The organism is Mariniradius saccharolyticus AK6, assembly GCF_000330725.2.
Classification (GTDB): Bacteria; Bacteroidota; Bacteroidia; order Cytophagales; family Cyclobacteriaceae; genus Mariniradius; species Mariniradius saccharolyticus.
The window spans coordinates 33,735-51,516 of record NZ_AMZY02000020.1; the positions used below are offsets into that span (position 1 = coordinate 33,735).

The 17,782-nt window shown below is 48.1% G+C and carries 16 protein-coding genes; 6 read left to right on the forward strand and 10 right to left on the reverse strand.

Going from position 1 to position 17,782, the window contains the following annotated elements:
- Positions 1-38: 38 nt before the first annotated feature.
- The 5 genes from C943_RS18595 to C943_RS18615 form a co-directional block, all read right to left on the reverse strand.
- Positions 39-935 (reverse strand): hypothetical protein, encoded by an 897-nt coding sequence (locus tag C943_RS18595; RefSeq protein ID WP_008630981.1) that lies wholly within the window; start codon positions 933-935, stop codon positions 39-41.
- Positions 936-988: 53 nt separating this feature from the next.
- The gene (locus C943_RS18600) at positions 989-2,824 is read right to left on the reverse strand and encodes a phosphoenolpyruvate carboxykinase (GTP) (RefSeq protein ID WP_040481331.1); all 1,836 of its coding nucleotides are present in this window, start codon (positions 2,822-2,824) and stop codon (positions 989-991) included.
- Positions 2,825-3,018: 194 nt separating this feature from the next.
- Positions 3,019-4,188, reverse strand: a complete 1,170-nt coding sequence (gene solA / locus C943_RS18605; protein ID WP_008630983.1) for an N-methyl-L-tryptophan oxidase — start codon at positions 4,186-4,188, stop codon at positions 3,019-3,021.
- Positions 4,189-4,290: 102 nt separating this feature from the next.
- On the reverse strand, positions 4,291-5,139 hold the full coding sequence (gene dinD / locus C943_RS18610) for a DNA damage-inducible protein D (protein ID WP_008630984.1): 849 nt from the start codon (positions 5,137-5,139) through the stop codon (positions 4,291-4,293).
- A gap of 67 nt (positions 5,140-5,206) precedes the next feature.
- Entirely contained in the window at positions 5,207-6,874 is a 1,668-nt protein-coding gene (locus C943_RS18615) for an amidase (RefSeq protein WP_008630985.1), read from the reverse strand.
- Positions 6,875-6,949: 75 nt separating this feature from the next.
- Between C943_RS18615 and C943_RS22130 the strand changes: the two genes are divergently transcribed.
- Positions 6,950-7,381 (forward strand): hypothetical protein, encoded by a 432-nt coding sequence (locus C943_RS22130; RefSeq protein ID WP_040481332.1) that lies wholly within the window; start codon positions 6,950-6,952, stop codon positions 7,379-7,381.
- A gap of 52 nt (positions 7,382-7,433) precedes the next feature.
- Positions 7,434-8,396: a sugar phosphate isomerase/epimerase family protein gene (locus C943_RS18625; RefSeq protein WP_008630988.1), complete on the forward strand. Its 963-nt coding sequence runs from the start codon at positions 7,434-7,436 to the stop codon at positions 8,394-8,396.
- Between the two features lie 87 nt (positions 8,397-8,483).
- On the opposite strand, the gene C943_RS18630 is transcribed toward C943_RS18625, so the two are convergent.
- The 5 genes from C943_RS18630 to dgt all read right to left on the reverse strand — a co-directional run bounded on the left by C943_RS18630 (position 8,484) and on the right by dgt (position 14,425).
- Positions 8,484-9,125, reverse strand: coding sequence for a hypothetical protein (locus C943_RS18630; protein ID WP_040481334.1), 642 nt, complete (start codon positions 9,123-9,125; stop codon positions 8,484-8,486).
- Complete coding sequence (locus C943_RS21590) at positions 9,115-9,534, reverse strand: DUF5412 family protein (RefSeq protein ID WP_008630995.1); 420 nt, start codon at positions 9,532-9,534, stop codon at positions 9,115-9,117. The genes C943_RS18630 and C943_RS21590 overlap by 11 nt, the downstream gene beginning before the upstream one ends.
- Positions 9,535-9,787: 253 nt before the next feature.
- Positions 9,788-11,224 carry an NADP-dependent isocitrate dehydrogenase gene (locus C943_RS18640; RefSeq protein WP_008630998.1) on the reverse strand — a complete coding sequence of 479 codons (1,437 nt, stop codon included), beginning with the start codon at positions 11,222-11,224 and terminating at the stop codon, positions 9,788-9,790.
- A 301-nt stretch (positions 11,225-11,525) separates the two neighbouring features.
- Positions 11,526-12,926: a class II fumarate hydratase gene (gene fumC / locus C943_RS18645; protein WP_040481336.1), complete on the reverse strand. Its 1,401-nt coding sequence runs from the start codon at positions 12,924-12,926 to the stop codon at positions 11,526-11,528.
- A gap of 146 nt (positions 12,927-13,072) precedes the next feature.
- A complete protein-coding gene (dgt, locus tag C943_RS18650) occupies positions 13,073-14,425 on the reverse strand; it encodes a dGTP triphosphohydrolase (RefSeq protein WP_081610509.1) in 1,353 nt (450 codons plus the stop codon).
- Between the two features lie 27 nt (positions 14,426-14,452).
- Here dgt and C943_RS18655 point away from each other — a divergent pair, with 27 nt between their 5' ends.
- The 4 genes from C943_RS18655 (at position 14,453) to C943_RS18670 (ending at position 17,714) form a co-directional block, all read left to right on the forward strand.
- Complete coding sequence (locus C943_RS18655) at positions 14,453-15,250, forward strand: DUF4382 domain-containing protein (RefSeq protein ID WP_008631007.1); 798 nt, start codon at positions 14,453-14,455, stop codon at positions 15,248-15,250.
- A gap of 5 nt (positions 15,251-15,255) precedes the next feature.
- Positions 15,256-16,284 (forward strand): bifunctional diaminohydroxyphosphoribosylaminopyrimidine deaminase/5-amino-6-(5-phosphoribosylamino)uracil reductase RibD, encoded by a 1,029-nt coding sequence (gene ribD / locus C943_RS18660; RefSeq protein WP_040481435.1) that lies wholly within the window; start codon positions 15,256-15,258, stop codon positions 16,282-16,284.
- 2 nt (positions 16,285-16,286) lie between these two features.
- A complete protein-coding gene (locus tag C943_RS18665; protein WP_008631011.1) occupies positions 16,287-16,769 on the forward strand; it encodes a GAF domain-containing protein in 483 nt (160 codons plus the stop codon).
- A 141-nt stretch (positions 16,770-16,910) separates the two neighbouring features.
- On the forward strand, positions 16,911-17,714 hold the full coding sequence (locus C943_RS18670) for a hypothetical protein (RefSeq protein ID WP_008631013.1): 804 nt from the start codon (positions 16,911-16,913) through the stop codon (positions 17,712-17,714).
- Positions 17,715-17,782 lie beyond the last annotated feature (68 nt).

A 17,782-nucleotide genomic window follows, 5' to 3' on the forward strand; every position in this document is an offset into this window, starting at 1 on the left:
CGGATTTACCATGAAAGAATTTAAAGGTGGAGGACATTTTATCTACATTCCTGCGATTCGCTGGCGTAATAGCGCTCGTTACCAACCATCAACTGTTCCTCTACAAAAATAAGGTTGACCGTTAAAGGACTAAGATTTTTCTTGGAAAATTCCAAGGTCAAAACGGCTTGGCTACCCGCTCCTTCCACCCGCCAGGTTCCTGACATTCTTCCCTTATACTCAGGATTGGTGTCCTTCAACAGTCCTTTTTTTCGAACACTTGCGTTGAAGCTTCCGTCGCCGCAAAGGTTGACTTCAGATTGTTTTTGACCACCCAAAATTTGGTCGTAGGAGACCATCAGCTTGTTGGACAAAAACGCTTTCCAGTCAAAATCTTCAAATGGATCAATGATTCGAGGTGAATCAAAGGTGCCCGAATTCAAGAATTCGAAGGCAGCACTTTTGACCAGACTGGTATTTTCCTCCAGCGAAACTGCCAGAACCGTAATACAATAGCCTTTGTCCCCACAACGAGTGGCGGCAAATCCCCGGTAGTTCTTGTTGACAAAATTGCCGGTGGCCTGCACGTCTCCGAAGAGGAGACTGCCTTCAACCCTTGGATTTACCGCCATCAGCGTCAGGGTTTCCGTGACTTTCACTCCTTTTTTCCAATCTTCCGCCAGCCGATTGAGATCTGTCTGCTCCCTGCCAAACACATACATCTCTCCAAAAAAGCCACTGTTTGCGTTCAGCAGGAATACCTCCGTCTCTCTCGGCAATGCCCCCACCCATCCATCAGGTACTTTGGAGGTAAAGCCAAAAGTCGGGGCATAGATCTCCTCTCCAGAAGCATACAGCCTTCCTGGCTGAAGGCGGGTTTTGGAGGTTTGGCAAAGGCCACTCACTGCTGGGAAAAAGCCCAGCAGTAGCAGCAAAAAGGGAATGGTCTTATTCATATACTCAAATATAAGCGATATTTCTTGGCATCTCTCGCAGCAAAACTATCGCGCTAATGGTCTTCAGTTCGTTCGGGAGCAAGCTGGATTTTCTCGGGAGATCTCCACAGGGCGGACAACAGCAACTCGCGCATGAATAGGAATTCTTTTGGGATCTTGTCGTATGCTTGTTCGAAGAGCTCACTATGGCCAAGAAGTTCTTTTTTCCAAGGCTCCCGTTCGATCAGCATGATTTCTTCGAAATCATCCTTTGTGAAACCGTCCAAGCCATGCCAATCCATGTCTTTGTACCTTGGCCTCCAGCCGATAGGGCACTCCACAGCGGAAATTCTTCCCTTACATCTACCCAAAATCCACTTCAGGACACGCATGTTATCGCCAAATCCCGGCCATACGAAGTTTCCATCCTTGTCTTTTCTAAACCAGTTGACACCAAAAATCCTTGGAGCATTCTTCAAATCTCTTCCAAATTGTAGCCAATGGTTGAAATAATCACCCAAGTGATAGCCCAGGAACGGTAGCATGGCGAAGGGATCCCGTCGTACTTTACCGATTTCGCCAAATGCCGCGGCCGTCATTTCAGAACCCATCGTGGCCGCCATGTATACGCCAAAGCTCCAATTGAACGCTTGATAGACAAGCGGAACAGTGTTGCTCCTTCTGCCTCCAAACACAAAAGCCGTGATCGGTACTCCTTCTGGATTTTCCCATTCGGGATCGATAACCGGGTTTTGGTAGGCGGGTGCGGTAAACCGGGAATTCGGATGTGCCGCGGGTTTTCCGCTGTTTTTGTCATAAGGCTGTCCATGCCAATCCGTCAAGCCTTCAGGCACCTCCTTGGTCATGCCTTCCCACCAAACATCTCCGTCGGCAGTAATCGCCACGTTCGTGAAGATGGTGTTGGACTTAATGCTCTCCATAGCGTTGGGATTGGTCTTGTAATTGGTGCCGGGAGCGACACCAAAGTATCCCGCCTCGGGGTTGATGGCGTGAAGCCTACCGTCCCTGCCTTTGTGTATCCAAGCAATGTCATCACCCACAGTCGTGATTTTCCATCCGTCGAGTTCTTTTGGCGGGATCAGCATGGCAAAGTTGGTCTTGCCACATGCGCTCGGGAATGCCGCTGCAATGTAACTTTTCTCCTTCTCGGGACTTTCTACACCCATAATGAGCATGTGTTCCGCGAGCCAACCTTCTTCCCTGCCCAAGGAACTTGCGATACGAAGCGCAAAACACTTCTTGCCCAAGAGTGCGTTTCCACCATAGCCACTGCCGTAGGAAATGATCAATTTTTCTTCAGGGAAATGGGTGATATACTTGACGGTAGGGTTGCAAGGCCACTTCACGTCTTTTTGGCCGGGCTTCAAAGGTGCGCCGAGCGTGTGGATACACTTTACGAAGTTTTCGTCGAGGTAAGGCATTACCTGCTTCCCGATTCGGGTCATGATCCTCATGTTGATCACTACATATTCGCTGTCAGTGATTTGGACACCGTAGCGGGCAAGTGGCGAACCAACAGGACCCATACAAAACGGAATCACAAAAAGCGTCCTGCCCTGCATGCTTCCTTTGGTCAGGTCGTTGAGGATGTTTTTCATTTCGGAAGGATTCATCCAATTGTTGGTCGGGCCGGCGTCTTCCTTCCTTCGGCTGCAGATATAGGTTCTATCCTCCACCCTGGCGACGTCGCTTGGATCGGAAAAACAGGCGTAACTATTGGGTCTCTTTTCAGGATTCAGTTTGATAAATGTGCCTTTATCTACCAATTGTTGGCAAAGCGCGTCGTATTCTTCTTTGGAGCCATCGCACCAATGAACTTTCTCGGGTGTAAAATGGGCCTCCATTTGGGCCACCCAAGTTTTCAATTCTAATTTTGCCTCGGTAATCATGATTGAATGGGTTTAATTTTTAAAAATATGCCAAAATTTCTCGCTTTTCGGGATTCATCTCTATTTCCCGAAATCAAAGTTACCATTTTTGGGGAAAGGTCTCGTTCGTGGTATGATGATATAAATCCTTGAAAAGGCTGATAATTGTCAGAAAAGGGGAAGTTCAAAATAGGCCAAAAACAACTTGGCCAAGGTCAGTTAACTTTTTCCTCACCTTTCCATTTGAACGGGGTGAGGTCAATACTCGACTCTCCACGGGTCATTTGTTGTGCAATCGCTTCTCCTAATCCCGCAGAGTGCTTGAAACCATGCCCACTGCAGGGTGAGGCCACGATTACTTCGGGAAAATCCGGCAACGCATCCACCACGAAATAGGAATCCTCCGTCATGGTGTAAATGCAGACCTTCGACTCCTTGACTTCGGGAGTTACAAAATTTAGCCTTCCGGCAATCTTTTCCCGAATAAAATGCTGCTGTTCCTCGACAGATACGTCCCTTGACAAGGTATCCGGATGCTTACTTTCCCTGAAAGACTCCGAGGCCACCTTGACCGTCCTACCATCCAAAGAGGGAAATCCGTAGATAAAGTCCTCTGCCCCCTTGCCGAAGCCCCACATGAACACGGGCATCTTTCCGTTGGCGAACTTGCCATTTTCGATCGGAAGCCAATGGAGAATCTGCCTACAAATCTTGAAATGTGTTTTATGGCTTGGGGGGAGAAAATCCTTTACCCAAGCTCCTGTGCTTAAAACAACCCGCTCAGCCCAAAACTCCCCCTGATTGGTGTGGATGCTGACGCCGCCATTGGATGGAGCGATCCCAAGTACTTTGGTGTGTGTCTTCACGATGGCATTGTTTTTCTCTGCCAGCTGGATTTGGGTTTTCACGGCGAGTTCCGGGATCAAATAACCTGCACTTGGTTCGAAGTAAGCTATGCCGCTAGGTTCTAGGTTAAACTCCGGGAAATGGCTGACCAGTTTATTTTGATCCCAAACTTCGTGGGCAATACCCATCTGTCCGGCAAACTTGACGGTGCGGTTGAAAAACCCATCAGAACCGTGTTTTGACCAGGCACTTCCGCCCGAATCCATCAACAAACCCCCGACCTGATGCATGATTTGTATGCCGGTCATAGCTTTGATTTCCTGCCAGATTTCATGGGAGCGCATGACCAAGGGTACAAAATCAGCGCCTTCGCCGACTGCCAAACGCGTGATTCGTGTCTCTCCATGGGAAGAGCCCATGGTGTGTGGCGGTGAAAACTGGTCGATACCAAGTACTTTTTTCCCAGATTTACTGAGTTGCCAAAGGGCGGCGGAACCGAGGGCACCCAGGCCGATGACCGCTAAGTCGAATGAATGCATGCTGCAGTTTATTGATTAATTGATGGCTGGGACATAGATACCAAAATTCTGCTTGCCCTCCCGCAAATCGAGCATTGAAAAAATCAGCGCATTACGATTTGGCTACTTTCCCTTTCCTCCTTTGGACTTGGCATCTTTCAAAACCTTTTTTTCCTCACTTTCGAGCTTTCGTTGCACCTTTCGGACATCTTCGGCAGGAGGGAGGTTTTCTGGAATTATTCCTCGCTTCCCTAGCATTTCTCGGACCGCAAGGTTGTTGTCAATGTGCTCTTGTTCAATCTTAGTCTGGCCTTTTAGGTCTTTGCTTTGTACATTCAACCCCGTCATTTCTGCTGCCAAGTCTTTGGCCTTAATCGAAATTGTGGGAAGGAAGTCTGCCAAAGGTCTATTTTCCGGAATATCCATTTTCCTTTTCAATTGAAAAGTGGATAGTCTAAAAAGTGCTTGGTCTCCTTTTGACCTAATTATCGCAAAACCTTGGTTGTCGACACCTCGCTCATAGAGAATTCCAGACAATTGTTTTTCAGTTTGGCTCAATTTCTCCCTCGCCTTTAGTCTTTCATATTCTAATAGGCGTTTTTCAACCAATTCGGCACGTCTTGTCTGAACTGCGAAATAATTTTGTGCAAATGAAATCTCCTCTTTTCTCGAATCTCCGTTTTGCGCGATTAAATAACAGGCATATCGTGTTAAAAGCGTGTCATCAATTTGCTTTTCTGCGCCCTTTGGCATTTGGATCGTTTTCCTGACATCAGGAAAATGATTTCCCACGTCTTCCCCTGCATTTTTGCATGATTCTTTTGCTTTTGAGATCACCTTTTCAAAATTCTCCCATTTTGCGTAACCAAGAATGGACTGGAGTTCGCGACCGCTCCAGCATTCAAGTCCCTCCAAAACATACCTAGCTTGCTCAAATCGATCAAAAAGCTCGTAAATTTCTTCTTTTTTCATAAAACAATTGGTTTGTTTTCTTTAAGCCCACCTACTCAAAGAGTCAACCACCTAAAGATACATTAAATCAATTGCTAAACAAAGGAGGCCGCTTCCGCTGCCAATCGGTCTTTTCCTGATAGGCGCGACCGAGCATAATCAGCTTTTCCTCGTCAAACAGATTAGCCAGGAACGTAATCGAAGTAGGGCTTCCGTTATCGGCAAATCCGTTGGGCATACACAGCGCGGGATGACCCGTCAAATTGGTGATCTGCAATTGGTTACCGCCATAGGTCGGCGTGACGATCACGTCGTATTGTTGGAAAAGGGCATGCATCTCTTCGATCAAGATACTGCGGAATCTATTGGCTTGGATGTACTCGACCGCGGGGATAAACCGCGATGAACGGAAAAGATTGGGCCAAGCGCCCCGGTGCTGTGCCACCAATTGGTCGTCCAAGTTTAAGCGGGTGAGATCATCGAAAGCCGCTGCGCCTTCGACATAAAGTGAGATCAACATGCTGCTTGGGTCGACGGAAGTCTTCAATTCAACGGGCTCAAGCTGAAGTCCCATTTCCCGCAGGTCATCCAATACCTTTTTGTCTTTGTCGATATTGGGGCGAATGCCTTCAAAAAAAGCGGCGAAATAGCCAATCTTGAGGCTCTTGAGCGGTTTGTCCGCATCAAAATTGAAAGCGGCAGGAATCGTGCTTTTGTCTTTATTGTCAAAACCATTGATCACAGAAAGTACAATCCCGTTGTCCAAAGTAGAGCGGGACATAGGTCCAACCTTGTCCATCGACCAGCTGAGGGCCATCGCCCCATGCCGGCTTACCCTGCCAAATGTCGGCCTCAGACCGGTCACGCCGTTTCGGGTCGAGGGCGATACGATGCTTCCGAGCGTCTCGGTACCTATGGCAAATGGCACCAAACCGGCACTCACGGCGGAACCGGAGCCAGCAGATGAACCACTGGAACCTTGTGTCAGATTCCATGGGTTTTTGGTCACACCACCGTACCAGACATCGCCCATCGCCAAGGCGCCAAGTGTAAATTTACCAACCAATACCGCCCCGGCTGCATCCAGCTTTTCCACGACGGTGGCAGTCTCGTCGATCACTTGGTCCTTGTAGGGAGTAGCTCCCCAAGTGGTTTTTGTTCCCTTCACCGCCAAAAGATCCTTGATGCCATAGGGTATCCCATGCAAGGGACCTCTGTATTTTCCTTGGGCAAGTTCTGCATCCATTGCTTTGGCTTTCGCCACCGCATCTTCCTTCATCAGTGTGATCAGGCATTGAAGTGTATCCGCATACCGCTCGATCCTGTCGAGATAGATTTTGGTCAATCGCTCCGAGCTCAGCTGTTTATTCTTGATCAAAACAGAAAGCTCCGCGACGGACAGAAAGGCAATATCGACATCCCTTTTGGGTAAATCCACCTGACCTGGTAATCCCCAGTTGGGGGATTTCTGCTCCTGTTTCGGCACAAAGCCGTGGGGAAGTGGGTTGAAATACAGTGCGGGGGCGATGGAATTTGCCAAGGGCTGCTTGCGCATCGTCTCGAAACTCGCCCGATGGTTGCGGAGATTTTGCAACATGCTGTCCCGCTCCACAGGCGTGAATTCGAGACCGACCAATATCTCCGCCTGGGAAATGGCTTCGGGATTGATCTCAGCGAGCATTTTCCCGCCGACAAAACCCACGGTAGTGAAAACTGCAGCCAAAAGGAGCAAAAGGAAGTGGTTCTTTTTTATCATCTGCTTATTGAAGTTTACCTTTGGATAACCAAAGCACTCGAATTTTGATTATGCTTTGGAAGATAAACAAATCCCATGAGTCAGGAAAATACTCCCACCTATCCCATGCCGATGCGGGGCATGTTGTTGTTGATCGGCATGTACACGTTTGCTTGGGCGGCATTTTTCAGGTATTTCGGTCCGGACCTCCTGCGCTGGTTTTCCATGGACAAAGGGTTTGTGGCCAGCGCCTCCCCGACTACGATGGGCAGCGTTGGGATGTTGGTGGGGTTCTTTATTTTCCTAAGTGCTTTTTATCCAATCAGTTGGAGATACCTGACCTTGGCCGGGATTATTGGGAAAATACTCATTTTGGCGTGGTTTCTTGGACAGTTTTTGCCCGAACTTGGCTGGAACAAGAGAACGATCTTCCATGTGGCATTTTCCGAAATCTTCTGGATGATCCCTCTGATCGTGGTGTATTTTCGGGCTTTGAAAGTGAAAAAATATTTGGAGAACCAAACTTGATCGACATTGATTTGGGTAAATTTGGTTATTAACAATACCCCAAAATCCGACCATGAACAGAAGAAGATTCCTCCAAACCACTACTGCCCTCACTTTGGCCAGCCAACTTCCAAACTCTGAGATCTTTGCCGCCAATCCCGCCAAAGTAGGGAACTTGGGCGTGGCGCTTTTTACCCTGCCAAAATCCCTTTCACAGGATTTTGAAGGCACGCTGAAAATGATCAGCGATATGGGCTTTAGTGAGCTTGAGTTTTTTGGCCCTTACGATTACAGTGGGGAAGCGGCCAAGAAGCAGTGGGAAATGGCCGCGAAGGCACTGGGTTTCTCTGGTTCTGGATATTTTGGCAAGAGCCCTAAGGAGTTGAAAGCACTTTTGAAAAAATACAAGCTTTCCTCTCCCGCTATCCATGTCGACCTGCCAACACTGCGTGAAAATATGGCGGGTGTGGCCGAGGCTGCGGATGTCATTGGGCACAAATATGTCGGCATTGCCATGATACCGGATGATATGCGCAAGACCCTCGATGACTACAAGCGCACGGCAGATATCTTCAATGAAGTGGGTAAGTCGGCCAAGAAATATGGTTTGACTTTCTTTTACCACAACCATGGCTATGGGCACAAACCTGTCGATGGGACCATTCCGTTTCAATTGATCTTGGACAATACAGATCCGGATTTGGTCAAGATGGAAATGGACGTGTTTTGGTTCAGTGCGGCGGGCATCAACCCCGTGGATTATCTGAAAAACAATCCCGGAAGGTTCCCCCTGCTGCATGTGAAGGATATGTCGGAGAAGAAGACTTTTGCCAAAGATGGCAGCAACATGGGCGAATGGATGGGTATGTTCCCCTATTTGGCAGATGCGGGAGCGGGTGTTTTGGATCTTGAGACGATTCTCTGCGAAGCCAAAAAAGCCGGGGCAAAGCATTTCTTCCTCGAAAAAGACAACACACCCAATCCCCAGCAGGCACTCCAAGCGAGCTATGATTTCCTATCGAAGGTGAAGTGTTGACAATGGGTACTTCCGAAGTGAAGATGACGGTTTGATTGAAGTTAGTCCTGAATTTGGTTTGGTGAAAGGTTTCACTTTCCTAAAAATTCATTCTCTCCAAATCAAGTATTCAATTTCCATTTTCTCAACCTGCCATTGTGCCACCGAAAAATCCTCAGCTACAAGGGTGGAATCATTGAGCAATTTCAGGTCTCCTTTCAGTCGATATTGTATTCTGGACCCTTCCGAGCTAGCGTAAACATTGAAATGCAAGTCGGTATAAAATACTAGATTCGGGCGATTTTTAATCGCATGCTCGATATTCGAACCAACGGACACGCCATACATATCCTCAATCATATTGCTTTCGATTACCAGATAGTCAACCACTGAATCTTCATCGTGCTTCATCGCAATCGAGAAAACTTCTTGCTCCTTTTGGGTCACAAGATATAGGTCAAAATTTGGACCGTCTTGTTGACCAATTGTTTTTGAGATAAGGAAACCTGGGAAATGAGTATTGATTTCTTCAATTAGATTGGATTGTGAAAGTTTTTTTAAATCCATTTCCCCAAGTTCTGATTCAGTCAACAAAATCGAAGAAACTGGAAAGCTCTCTCCCTCCGAACCAGAATCAGCATTTTTAGCCTTGCCCGAATTTTTTGGTGAACAGGCGGCAAAGATAAAAAGGAGCAGAAGATACCTTGGAGCTTGCCGGGTAGAACTTGAGTACCTGGATTTATTGCACATCTTGATGTTTGATGGTTATACCGTCTAATTCAGTTTCCTTGATGTCGACATCTGCTTTGTGGTCAAAGATCAAGGTGACGTTTTGATTGTCTGTCCAAATCGCTCTAACGTCAAGACCGCCAAAGTCATTGGAATGTTCACCGTAATAGTCGTCACTCGCAATCAATACATTTCCCCACATGCTATTACTTAGCTGGCTATCATGCTCGAATATCGCCACCTGAGTGGAATATCCTGTAGTGGCGCCGCAATCTCTGACAAAAATCACCGCTTTGTATTTTTTGTTGGGGGAATAGGTCTCCGACACGATTTGATTTCCGCACATATCTGAAAACACGGAATCAGCCCATATCCAAATCAATATAATCATCCCAAACCCGATCAGAAGTGAATGAAACAGTTTCCTCATAAAGTCAACCAAAATTGATTACTGTGACAGCCACAAGTGAGGCCATAGTCAAATTGAATAAATATCCGATTAGTTAATCATTATTCCTACCCTAAAAATGGTCTTTTTATCGAAAGCTGTTTTTTTGTTCAAAAGAGAAGAAACAAAGAAACCTTGCCTGAGGATTGTTCCGATTTGGAATTTTCCCCCAACAAGGTTTTAGGTTTCAATAGGCTGAAAGAAGATAAATTATATCCGACTTGGAGGAGGGAAACTATTGCCCCTGACCCAAGGAGTATGCGGCCTTCCCGTCAAAGGCGTAGAGATTTTCTGTTTTGATCGAATCGATATTCTGATCAATCGCGTTTTTGAGCAGTTCCACAATGCTTTGCTTGGTGATGCTGGCACCATCTTTTGGCTTAAACCTGCATCTCCAATGGTCGGTGCAGAATGTCTCCTTGAACCCGTCGGGCCATACCTTGATGCCGCGGTTGGTGATCATGGTCAATTCGATACCGCCGGTTCCAATGCTTTTCACCTTTTCGGCCAGCTCGTTTGGATCAAGTCCTGCCCAGTGCACAAACACATCCACTCCCACGAGTTCTTTTTTGGCAGCAGCCCTACGCTTGTACTTCGGTAGGTTCAGGGCCGAATTGTTGGCGTAGGAGACAGACTTAAGGATGGATGGCTTCATGCCCAAGTTGGCAATCACTGCCTGTGCAAATTCCTTGGTGCCGACTTTTTGCTTGCTGGTTCCTTCTTTGAAAATGTCATAAGTATGGATACCATCTTCCAAAGTCTTTAACCAGGCGTTTTGGACTTTCTCGGCGACCTCAGTTTGCCCGATATGGTTGAGCATCATGATGGCACCTTGCAAAAGCCCTGATGGGTTGGCCACATTTTGACCTGCCCTTCTTGGTGCCGAACCGTGGATCGCTTCGAACATGGAGCATTCTTCGCCGATATTGGCCGAACCAGCCAATCCTACCGAGCCAGTAATCTGCGCGGCCACGTCACTCAAAACATCCCCATACAGGTTGGGCATAACGATTACATCGAAGGCCTCCGGCGTATCAGCCATTTTGGCTGCCCCGATGTCGATGATCCAGTGTTCGTTTTCTATTTCGGGATATTCCTTGGCGATCTCGTCAAATACTTGGTGGAACAGACCATCTGTCTGCTTCATGATGTTGTCTTTGGTGAAGCAGGTTACTTTCTTGCGATTCTGCTGCTTTGCATATTCAAAGGCATAGCGTACGATTTTTTCGCAACCTGGACGGCTGATAAGCTTGAGGCATTGGACCACTTCGTCGGTCTGCTGATGCTCGATGCCGGCATACAGGTCCTCCTCATTTTCCCTGACAATGACGATGTCCATCACCGGGTGCTTGGTACTTACAAAGGGATGCAGACTCATGCAAGGGCGCACGTTGGCATAAAGTCCCAGAAACTTACGCGTAGTCACATTCAGACTCTTGTAGCCACCACCCTGAGGTGTTGTGATGGGTGCCTTGAGAAAAATCTTGTTGCGGCGAATCGTGTCCCAGGATTCTGCTGCGATGCCTGAAGTATTGCCGGCGAGGTACACTTTCTCTCCCACCTCAATCTCGTCGATTTCAAGTTTGGCACCTGCTGCCAAGATGATTTCCAACGTGGCATCCATGATTTCCGGGCCGATTCCGTCGCCCTTTGCTACTGTTATCCTTGTCATATCCTCGGTGTTTTTTTGGTTAACGGTGCAAATTTGGCGGATTCAAATGATTAGTTTTTATTTATATTTAAAATGAATATTATAAGTAAATATTTATATAAAAACCTGCAATCGAAGTTTGAATTTCCAAAACTCTTTGCAGCCCCTTGAGGACTCTTTTGACGAGCCTGTGGGGAACAAAAAAAGCCCGGGAAATCCCAGGCTTTCTCTTTTTTCACTTGCATTTGATCGATCCTATCCGTTCAGTACGGTCGAAGCACTCATACTTCGTACTTATAACTTCGTATTTCTAACTTCGCACCTACTTCAAGCTTCCGATCATATCCTCAGGCCTGACCCAAGCGTCAAACTGCTCATTGGTCAATAGTCCCAAGGCCAAAGCTGCTTCGCGAAGGCTTGTGCCTTCCTTATGGGCTTTTTTGGCGATGGCAGCCGCATTTTCGTAGCCGATATGGGGATTGAGTGCAGTCACCAGCATCAGGGAGTTTTCCAGATGTCTTTTGATCATCGCGTGATTGGGCTCGATACCCACGGCGCAGTTGTCATTGAAGGAGACACAGGCATCCCCGATCAAGCGCGCCGACTGCAGGAAGTTGGCAATGATCATCGGCTTGAAGACATTGAGCTCAAAATGTCCATTGGAACCGCCGATGCCGATCGCTACGTCGTTGCCCATCACCTGTGCCGCGACCATAGTCATGGCTTCGATTTGTGTGGGATTCACTTTGCCCGGCATGATCGATGATCCGGGTTCGTTTTCGGGGATCAATATTTCACCGATTCCGGACCTTGGACCAGAGGAAAGCATTCTGATATCGTTGGCGATTTTCATTAAGCTTACTGCCAATTGCTTGATGGCGCCGTGGGCTTCCACGATGGCATCATGGGCAGCCAGGGCTTCAAACTTGTTTGGTGCCGTGATGAATGGATGGCCGGAAAGCTCGGCAATCTTTTTGGCAACCAACTCGGAATATCCTTTCGGCGTGTTCAACCCAGTGCCTACCGCAGTACCGCCCAATGCCAACTCGGTCAGGTGTGGAAGTGCATTGCGCAGCGCCCTCAGGCCATGGTCCAATTGCGCGACATAGCCCGAAAACTCCTGCCCCAGGGTAAGGGGGGTCGCATCCATGAAGTGCGTACGGCCGATTTTGACCACGCCCATGAATTCTTCCGATTTGGCTTTTAGCGTGTTGCGTAGGAGTTCGACGCCCGGAATGGTCGTCTCCACCACCATCTTGTAGGCCGCAATGTGCATGGCTGTCGGGAAGGTATCGTTGGAGGATTGGGATTTGTTGACGTCGTCGTTGGGATGGATTTTCTTCTTTGCATCTTCCAAAGACCCCCCGAGAATCACATGTGCCCGATAGGCAATGACTTCGTTGGCGTTCATGTTGGATTGGGTTCCAGAACCTGTTTGCCAGATGACCAATGGAAACTGGTCGTCATGCTTGCCTGCGAGGATTTCGTCGCAGACTTGGGAAATGATTTTGGCCTTATCCTGTTCCAAAACCCCCAATTCGGCATTTGCCAAGGCGGCGGATTTTTTAAGAATCGCAAAAGCCCTCACGATCTCGATCGGCATGCGGTTCTTTTCACCACCAATTTTGAAATTGTTGATCGAGCGCTGTGTCTGTGCGCCCCAATATTTGTCCGCGGGCACCTCAACAGGCCCCATGGTATCTTTTTCAATTCTGATGCTCATATTTAGGGATGGTTATTTTCGGCCGCTAAAATAGTGTTTCAGGGGCACAATGCATAGGGATTTCGGAGCAAAGCCACTGTGGCAAATCTCCCAGTGAGTGAAGTAATCATAGGTTGAATTCAGCCTTTTTGAAAATGGTCGATGCACTAGGCCCCAGGCAGCGAAATCCCTTTCACCCGTCGATAAAGGGATAATGCATGCTTATCCGTCATGCCGGATACAAAATCGATCAAGCTCCGCAAAAGTGGATAGGGGTTGATGTCTTCTCCCCAACCCTCCATGGGGAAGGTCTCGGGCAACAGCCGCAAGATACTTTTGTCCTGTCCAGAAAAATGTTCCGTCCTATAAAAGCGATGGTAAAGCGCCCTTGCAAAAACCTCCAACAAGCCTTCCAAAACTTGAAACCCAGCGGCCTCCTTTTCCAAAACAGGTTTGGAGCGGTAGATTTTTTTCACCGAAACTGCTGAAATGTTTGCCAATGCCGCCGCCGATGGGATGATATCTGTCAGCGCTTGGTCAAAAGTGCCGGAGAGGATTTCTACTTCTTTTTCCTTGAAAACCTCCACGCATTCCACTACCAACTGGCGAATGGACATCGCACGCAAAATGCCCAATTTTTGGCTTTGGCTGGGGTAGGTGTTCAACTTTTCTGGTTTGAACTGGCCTCCCAAGATCGGGGCCAATAGGGAAACGGCCTCCTCCAGTTGCAAAAGTCCTAAGGTGCAGCCATCCTCCAAATCGATGATGCTATAGCAGATATCGTCCGCCGCCTCCACCAAAAATGCCAGCGGATGCCGAAGGTAGCAGTCTTCGGCGACCGCAGGTATACCGAGTGCCACTGCCAGCTCGGCATATTCTTGCTTTTGGTTGGCAAAGAAGCCGTATTTCTTTTGGCTGCGCCGGGACTTGTCCCGCTGATCCACCAGACTTGGGCGGGGATACTTGGTAAAGGCAGCTAACGTAGCCGCTGAGAGCTTCAGTCCCGCTACTTTGGAAAGCAGCATGCGAAATCCCTGCGCATTTCCCTCAAACTGACACAAATCCTGCCATTCGGCCTTTTCGACCAGTTCCTGCCAAACTTTTCCATGGGGATGGAATTTGAAGAAATCCGAGATCGCCTCTTCGCCGGCATGACCAAAGGGAGGATTGCCTATGTCGTGCGTCAAAGCCGCTGCGGAAACAATGGCCCCGATGTCCGAGGCGGCGATTCCATGTTGGCTGAGATGGGGATATTTCTCGAGCAAAAAGTCACCCACTGCCTTGCCCAAGGACCTGCCGACACTGGATACCTCCAAACTATGGGTCAAACGCGTATGGACGAAATCATGCTCGGGGAGCGGGAATACTTGGGTCTTGTCCTGTAGGTTTCTGAAAGGAGCCGAAAAAATGATCCTGTCATAATCAATTTCAAACTCCGTTCGGGAGGATTCCCCCGAGATGGCCGCGGATTTTCCGGCTTTTAGCCGGTCTGCTGCCAATAACTTTTCCCATTGCATCATGGCCAAAAATAGTAATTTTACCCCGTCATGAAGTACTCCTATTTGTTAATTCCGGCCTTTTTGCTCTTGATAGCCTGCACGGCGGATTCAGAGCGTACGACGGCGCTGGCCAATATTTTCTTGGTGGATGCACCGGCGGATTTTGACGAAGTATGGGTAGAAGTGCTCGGCGTGGAGGTAGAAGGACCCGGGACGCGGGGACAGGACAACTCAGATCCGGTTTTTTTCCCCAATATCCTTCCCAACAAGAAGGTCAATCTGATGGCGCTTTTGGCCGACAATACTTTTCTGGTCGGACGCGGAGAATTGCAAGTCGGAAATATCACGAAGCTAAGACTTCAGCTGGGAGAGACAAACTATGTCGTCATCAAAGGCAAGGAGTACCCTTTGGTATTTGCATCAGAAGGGGATCAAAATCCAGAGATAGCGGTGCGCATTCCCCTTGAGGCCGCGTTTTCCCACGACATTTTTATGGACCTGGAGGTTTTCAAATCCATTAGCCTGCTGCAAAATCCGGATTCGGTCTTTGTTTTTGACCCTCAGTTACGCGCATTTGATTCTTCCACCACCGGCCAAATCACTGGCAGTATCCGCCCAAGCGGTGAAGGGGCTGTCATTTATGCAATAAAAGCCACCGATACGGTGGCGGTCAGTGGTGTGGAGAAATCCTCAGGGAAATTCACCGTCCGGGGCTTGTTGGGATTGCATACGCTTTCAATCGTTCCTTTCAACTCCAAGTATTTGCCAGAGATCCGGAATGGCGTGGAGGTGAAAGCCAGAACAAGCACCCGACTCGAACCCATCACTTTGCGAGCCCGGCCATGATCGGAATGTCTCTCGACGAAATGTACATGCGCAGGGCCATTGAATTGGCCCAGCAAGGACTCGGTAGCGTCAGCCCCAATCCCATGGTCGGCTGTGTGATCGTACACGGTGACACCGTCATCGGCGAAGGCTATCATGAGAAATATGGAGGTCCACATGCCGAACCCAATGCAGTCGCGGCGGTCAAAAATCAGGATTTGCTTTCGGAATCTACGGTTTATGTCACCTTGGAGCCATGTGCCCATTGGGGAAAAACACCCCCATGCGCCAATCTTTTGGTAGAGAAGAAAGTCAAAAAAGTCATAATCGGGGCATTGGATACAAATCCACTCGTCGCCGGAAAAGGAATCCAGATTCTCCGGGCAGCAGGGATAGAAGTCGTTTCAGGTATTTTGGAACAAGAGGTCCGTTTCCAAAACCGCAGGTTTTTCTGTTTCATGGAAAAGAAACGACCCTACATCATCCTCAAATGGGCCCAAACTGCAGACGGCTTTATCGCAAGGGAAAATTTTGATTCCAAATGGATCAGTAATTCGCTCAGCCGTCAGTTGGTGCACCGCTGGCGTGCGGAGGAGGACGGCATCATGGTTGCTACCAATACCGCCCGATACGACGACCCGCAGCTCAATGTCCGCGATTGGGCCGGCCGAAATCCGACTAGGATCGTATTGGATAAACACCGTGCCCTGGACGAAAAACTGAATCTGTTCGACCAAAGCCAAGCCACGATTTGCTACACCGGAGACTATTCCGAAAAGCGGGAAAACTTGGAATTCGTGGCTTTGGGTGAAAGATTTGAACTGGGAGCCGTCTTGAAAGATCTCTACGGTAGAAGAATCCAGAGCATCATTGTCGAGGGAGGGGCCAAGCTGCTTCAAAGTTTCATTGACCAGAACCTTTGGGACGAAGCAAGGGTTTTTAGATCGGATACGGTTTTTGGAGAAGGGATTGAGGCGCCACTCTTGATTGGAAAAATTGAACACGAAACAATAATCGGAAACGACAAGCTTACAATTTATTTCAGAAATCAATAACCATGGCAGAATCACTCTACATCCCTACGGCAGCCTCCAAAGCCGAGAAATATGAAGCCATATTGCCCCAAGTGGAAGCCTTGATCCAGGGCGAATCCGATACTTATGCTAACCTGGCCAATGTGGCTGCCGTGCTCAAAGAGGCTTTTGGCTTTTTCTGGGTGGGTTTTTACCTGGTCAAGGGCGAGCAACTCGTTTTGGGACCTTTCCAGGGACCATTGGCGTGCACACGGATAGGATTTGGAAAAGGTGTCTGCGGTACGGCTTGGAAGGAAGCCAAAACACATTTGGTGCCCGACGTGGAGGCTTTTCCGGGGCACATCGCCTGTAGCTCGGCATCCAAGTCCGAAATCGTCGTGCCCGGATTCAGGGAGGGGAAAGTCTGGATTGTGCTTGATGTAGACAGCGACCGTTTGGATGATTTCGACCAAGACGATGTAGCTTACTTGGAACAATTGATGGCAATTGTGGATTCTCAAGCTTAATCGGAAAAGTTTAATGAATCATCAAGTGACCTTTTTCATCGTTTGTCACTGATTGATCACGATAAATTTCTCTTTTTTAATCTTTCATTTACAAAAACCAGATTTTATCCGAACTTAGATACTTATCAAATTGGTATCGAGATGAGAAGATTTCATCCACTCGAGTGGGAGGACTTGCCTTGGTTCCCAAAAAGTTGGCGGGACTATGGGACCGACTATCTCCAATTTATCGCCACCAAGTTTGATATTTATAAGCCGATCCTTCCGATCTTAAAGCGGGGAATTTCCGCAAGCGGAAAGGCTGAATGGATTGATTTGGCTTCAGGGGGAGGCGGTGGTTTGATCAATTTGGGTAAAAAACTGAAGGAAGAAATGCCCAACGTAAAAATTACGCTGACCGATTTTTACCCGAATATCCAGGCTTTTGAAAAAACGGTGGCCATAGACCCAGAATTGTTTCGCTACGAACAGGTACCAACAGATGCCAAATCAGCCCCCGCAAATCTCCAAGGCAAGTTCAGGACCTTGTTTGGGGCCTTCCACCATTTTAGACCTGTAGATGCGCAAATGATTCTCCAAAATGCCGTCGACACCCGTTCTCCGATTGCCATTTTTGAACCAGTGGGGAAAAATGCGGGCAGCATTTTCTCGATGCTTTTTGTCATCCCCAATGTCCTGATCTTTACCCTTTTTATGCGACCCGTACGCTGGAATGTGATCCCGTTTATCTACCTGCTGCCCTTGGTTCCTTTGTATATCCTTTGGGACGGTATCGCCTCGATCATTCGGGTTTATTCAGAAAAAGAAATGCGGGGTATAGTCACAAGGCTGAAAAACCAACACGAATTTGATTGGGAAATCGGACATGTCAAAAACGGCCCGATGCCGATCCACTATCTTCTCGGTCTTCCAAAAAACGATAAAGAGGAAAAAAAATCGGGTTAGCCCAAGCGGATTCCGTGACTTATCAATTCAATCGGACTACGACTCAATTTTCAAATTCCTGATCTCCC

Excerpts from the sequence above, each read along its gene's own strand:
- C943_RS18595 (WP_008630981.1), bottom strand. The coding sequence starts at position 935 with ATGAATAAGACCATTCCCTTTTTGCTGCTACTGCTGGGCTTTTTCCCA.
- C943_RS18600 (WP_040481331.1), bottom strand. The coding sequence starts at position 2,824 with ATGATTACCGAGGCAAAATTAGAATTGAAAACTTGGGTGGCCCAAATG.
- solA (WP_008630983.1), bottom strand. The coding sequence starts at position 4,188 with ATGCATTCATTCGACTTAGCGGTCATCGGCCTGGGTGCCCTCGGTTCC.
- dinD (WP_008630984.1), bottom strand. The coding sequence starts at position 5,139 with ATGAAAAAAGAAGAAATTTACGAGCTTTTTGATCGATTTGAGCAAGCT.
- C943_RS18615 (WP_008630985.1), bottom strand. The coding sequence starts at position 6,874 with ATGATAAAAAAGAACCACTTCCTTTTGCTCCTTTTGGCTGCAGTTTTC.
- C943_RS22130 (WP_040481332.1), top strand. The coding sequence starts at position 6,950 with ATGAGTCAGGAAAATACTCCCACCTATCCCATGCCGATGCGGGGCATG.
- C943_RS18625 (WP_008630988.1), top strand. The coding sequence starts at position 7,434 with ATGAACAGAAGAAGATTCCTCCAAACCACTACTGCCCTCACTTTGGCC.
- C943_RS18630 (WP_040481334.1), bottom strand. The coding sequence starts at position 9,125 with ATGTGCAATAAATCCAGGTACTCAAGTTCTACCCGGCAAGCTCCAAGG.
- C943_RS21590 (WP_008630995.1), bottom strand. The coding sequence starts at position 9,534 with ATGAGGAAACTGTTTCATTCACTTCTGATCGGGTTTGGGATGATTATA.
- C943_RS18640 (WP_008630998.1), bottom strand. The coding sequence starts at position 11,224 with ATGACAAGGATAACAGTAGCAAAGGGCGACGGAATCGGCCCGGAAATC.
- fumC (WP_040481336.1), bottom strand. The coding sequence starts at position 12,926 with ATGAGCATCAGAATTGAAAAAGATACCATGGGGCCTGTTGAGGTGCCC.
- dgt (WP_081610509.1), bottom strand. The coding sequence starts at position 14,425 with ATGATGCAATGGGAAAAGTTATTGGCAGCAGACCGGCTAAAAGCCGGA.
- C943_RS18655 (WP_008631007.1), top strand. The coding sequence starts at position 14,453 with ATGAAGTACTCCTATTTGTTAATTCCGGCCTTTTTGCTCTTGATAGCC.
- ribD (WP_040481435.1), top strand. The coding sequence starts at position 15,256 with ATGTCTCTCGACGAAATGTACATGCGCAGGGCCATTGAATTGGCCCAG.
- C943_RS18665 (WP_008631011.1), top strand. The coding sequence starts at position 16,287 with ATGGCAGAATCACTCTACATCCCTACGGCAGCCTCCAAAGCCGAGAAA.
- C943_RS18670 (WP_008631013.1), top strand. The coding sequence starts at position 16,911 with ATGAGAAGATTTCATCCACTCGAGTGGGAGGACTTGCCTTGGTTCCCA.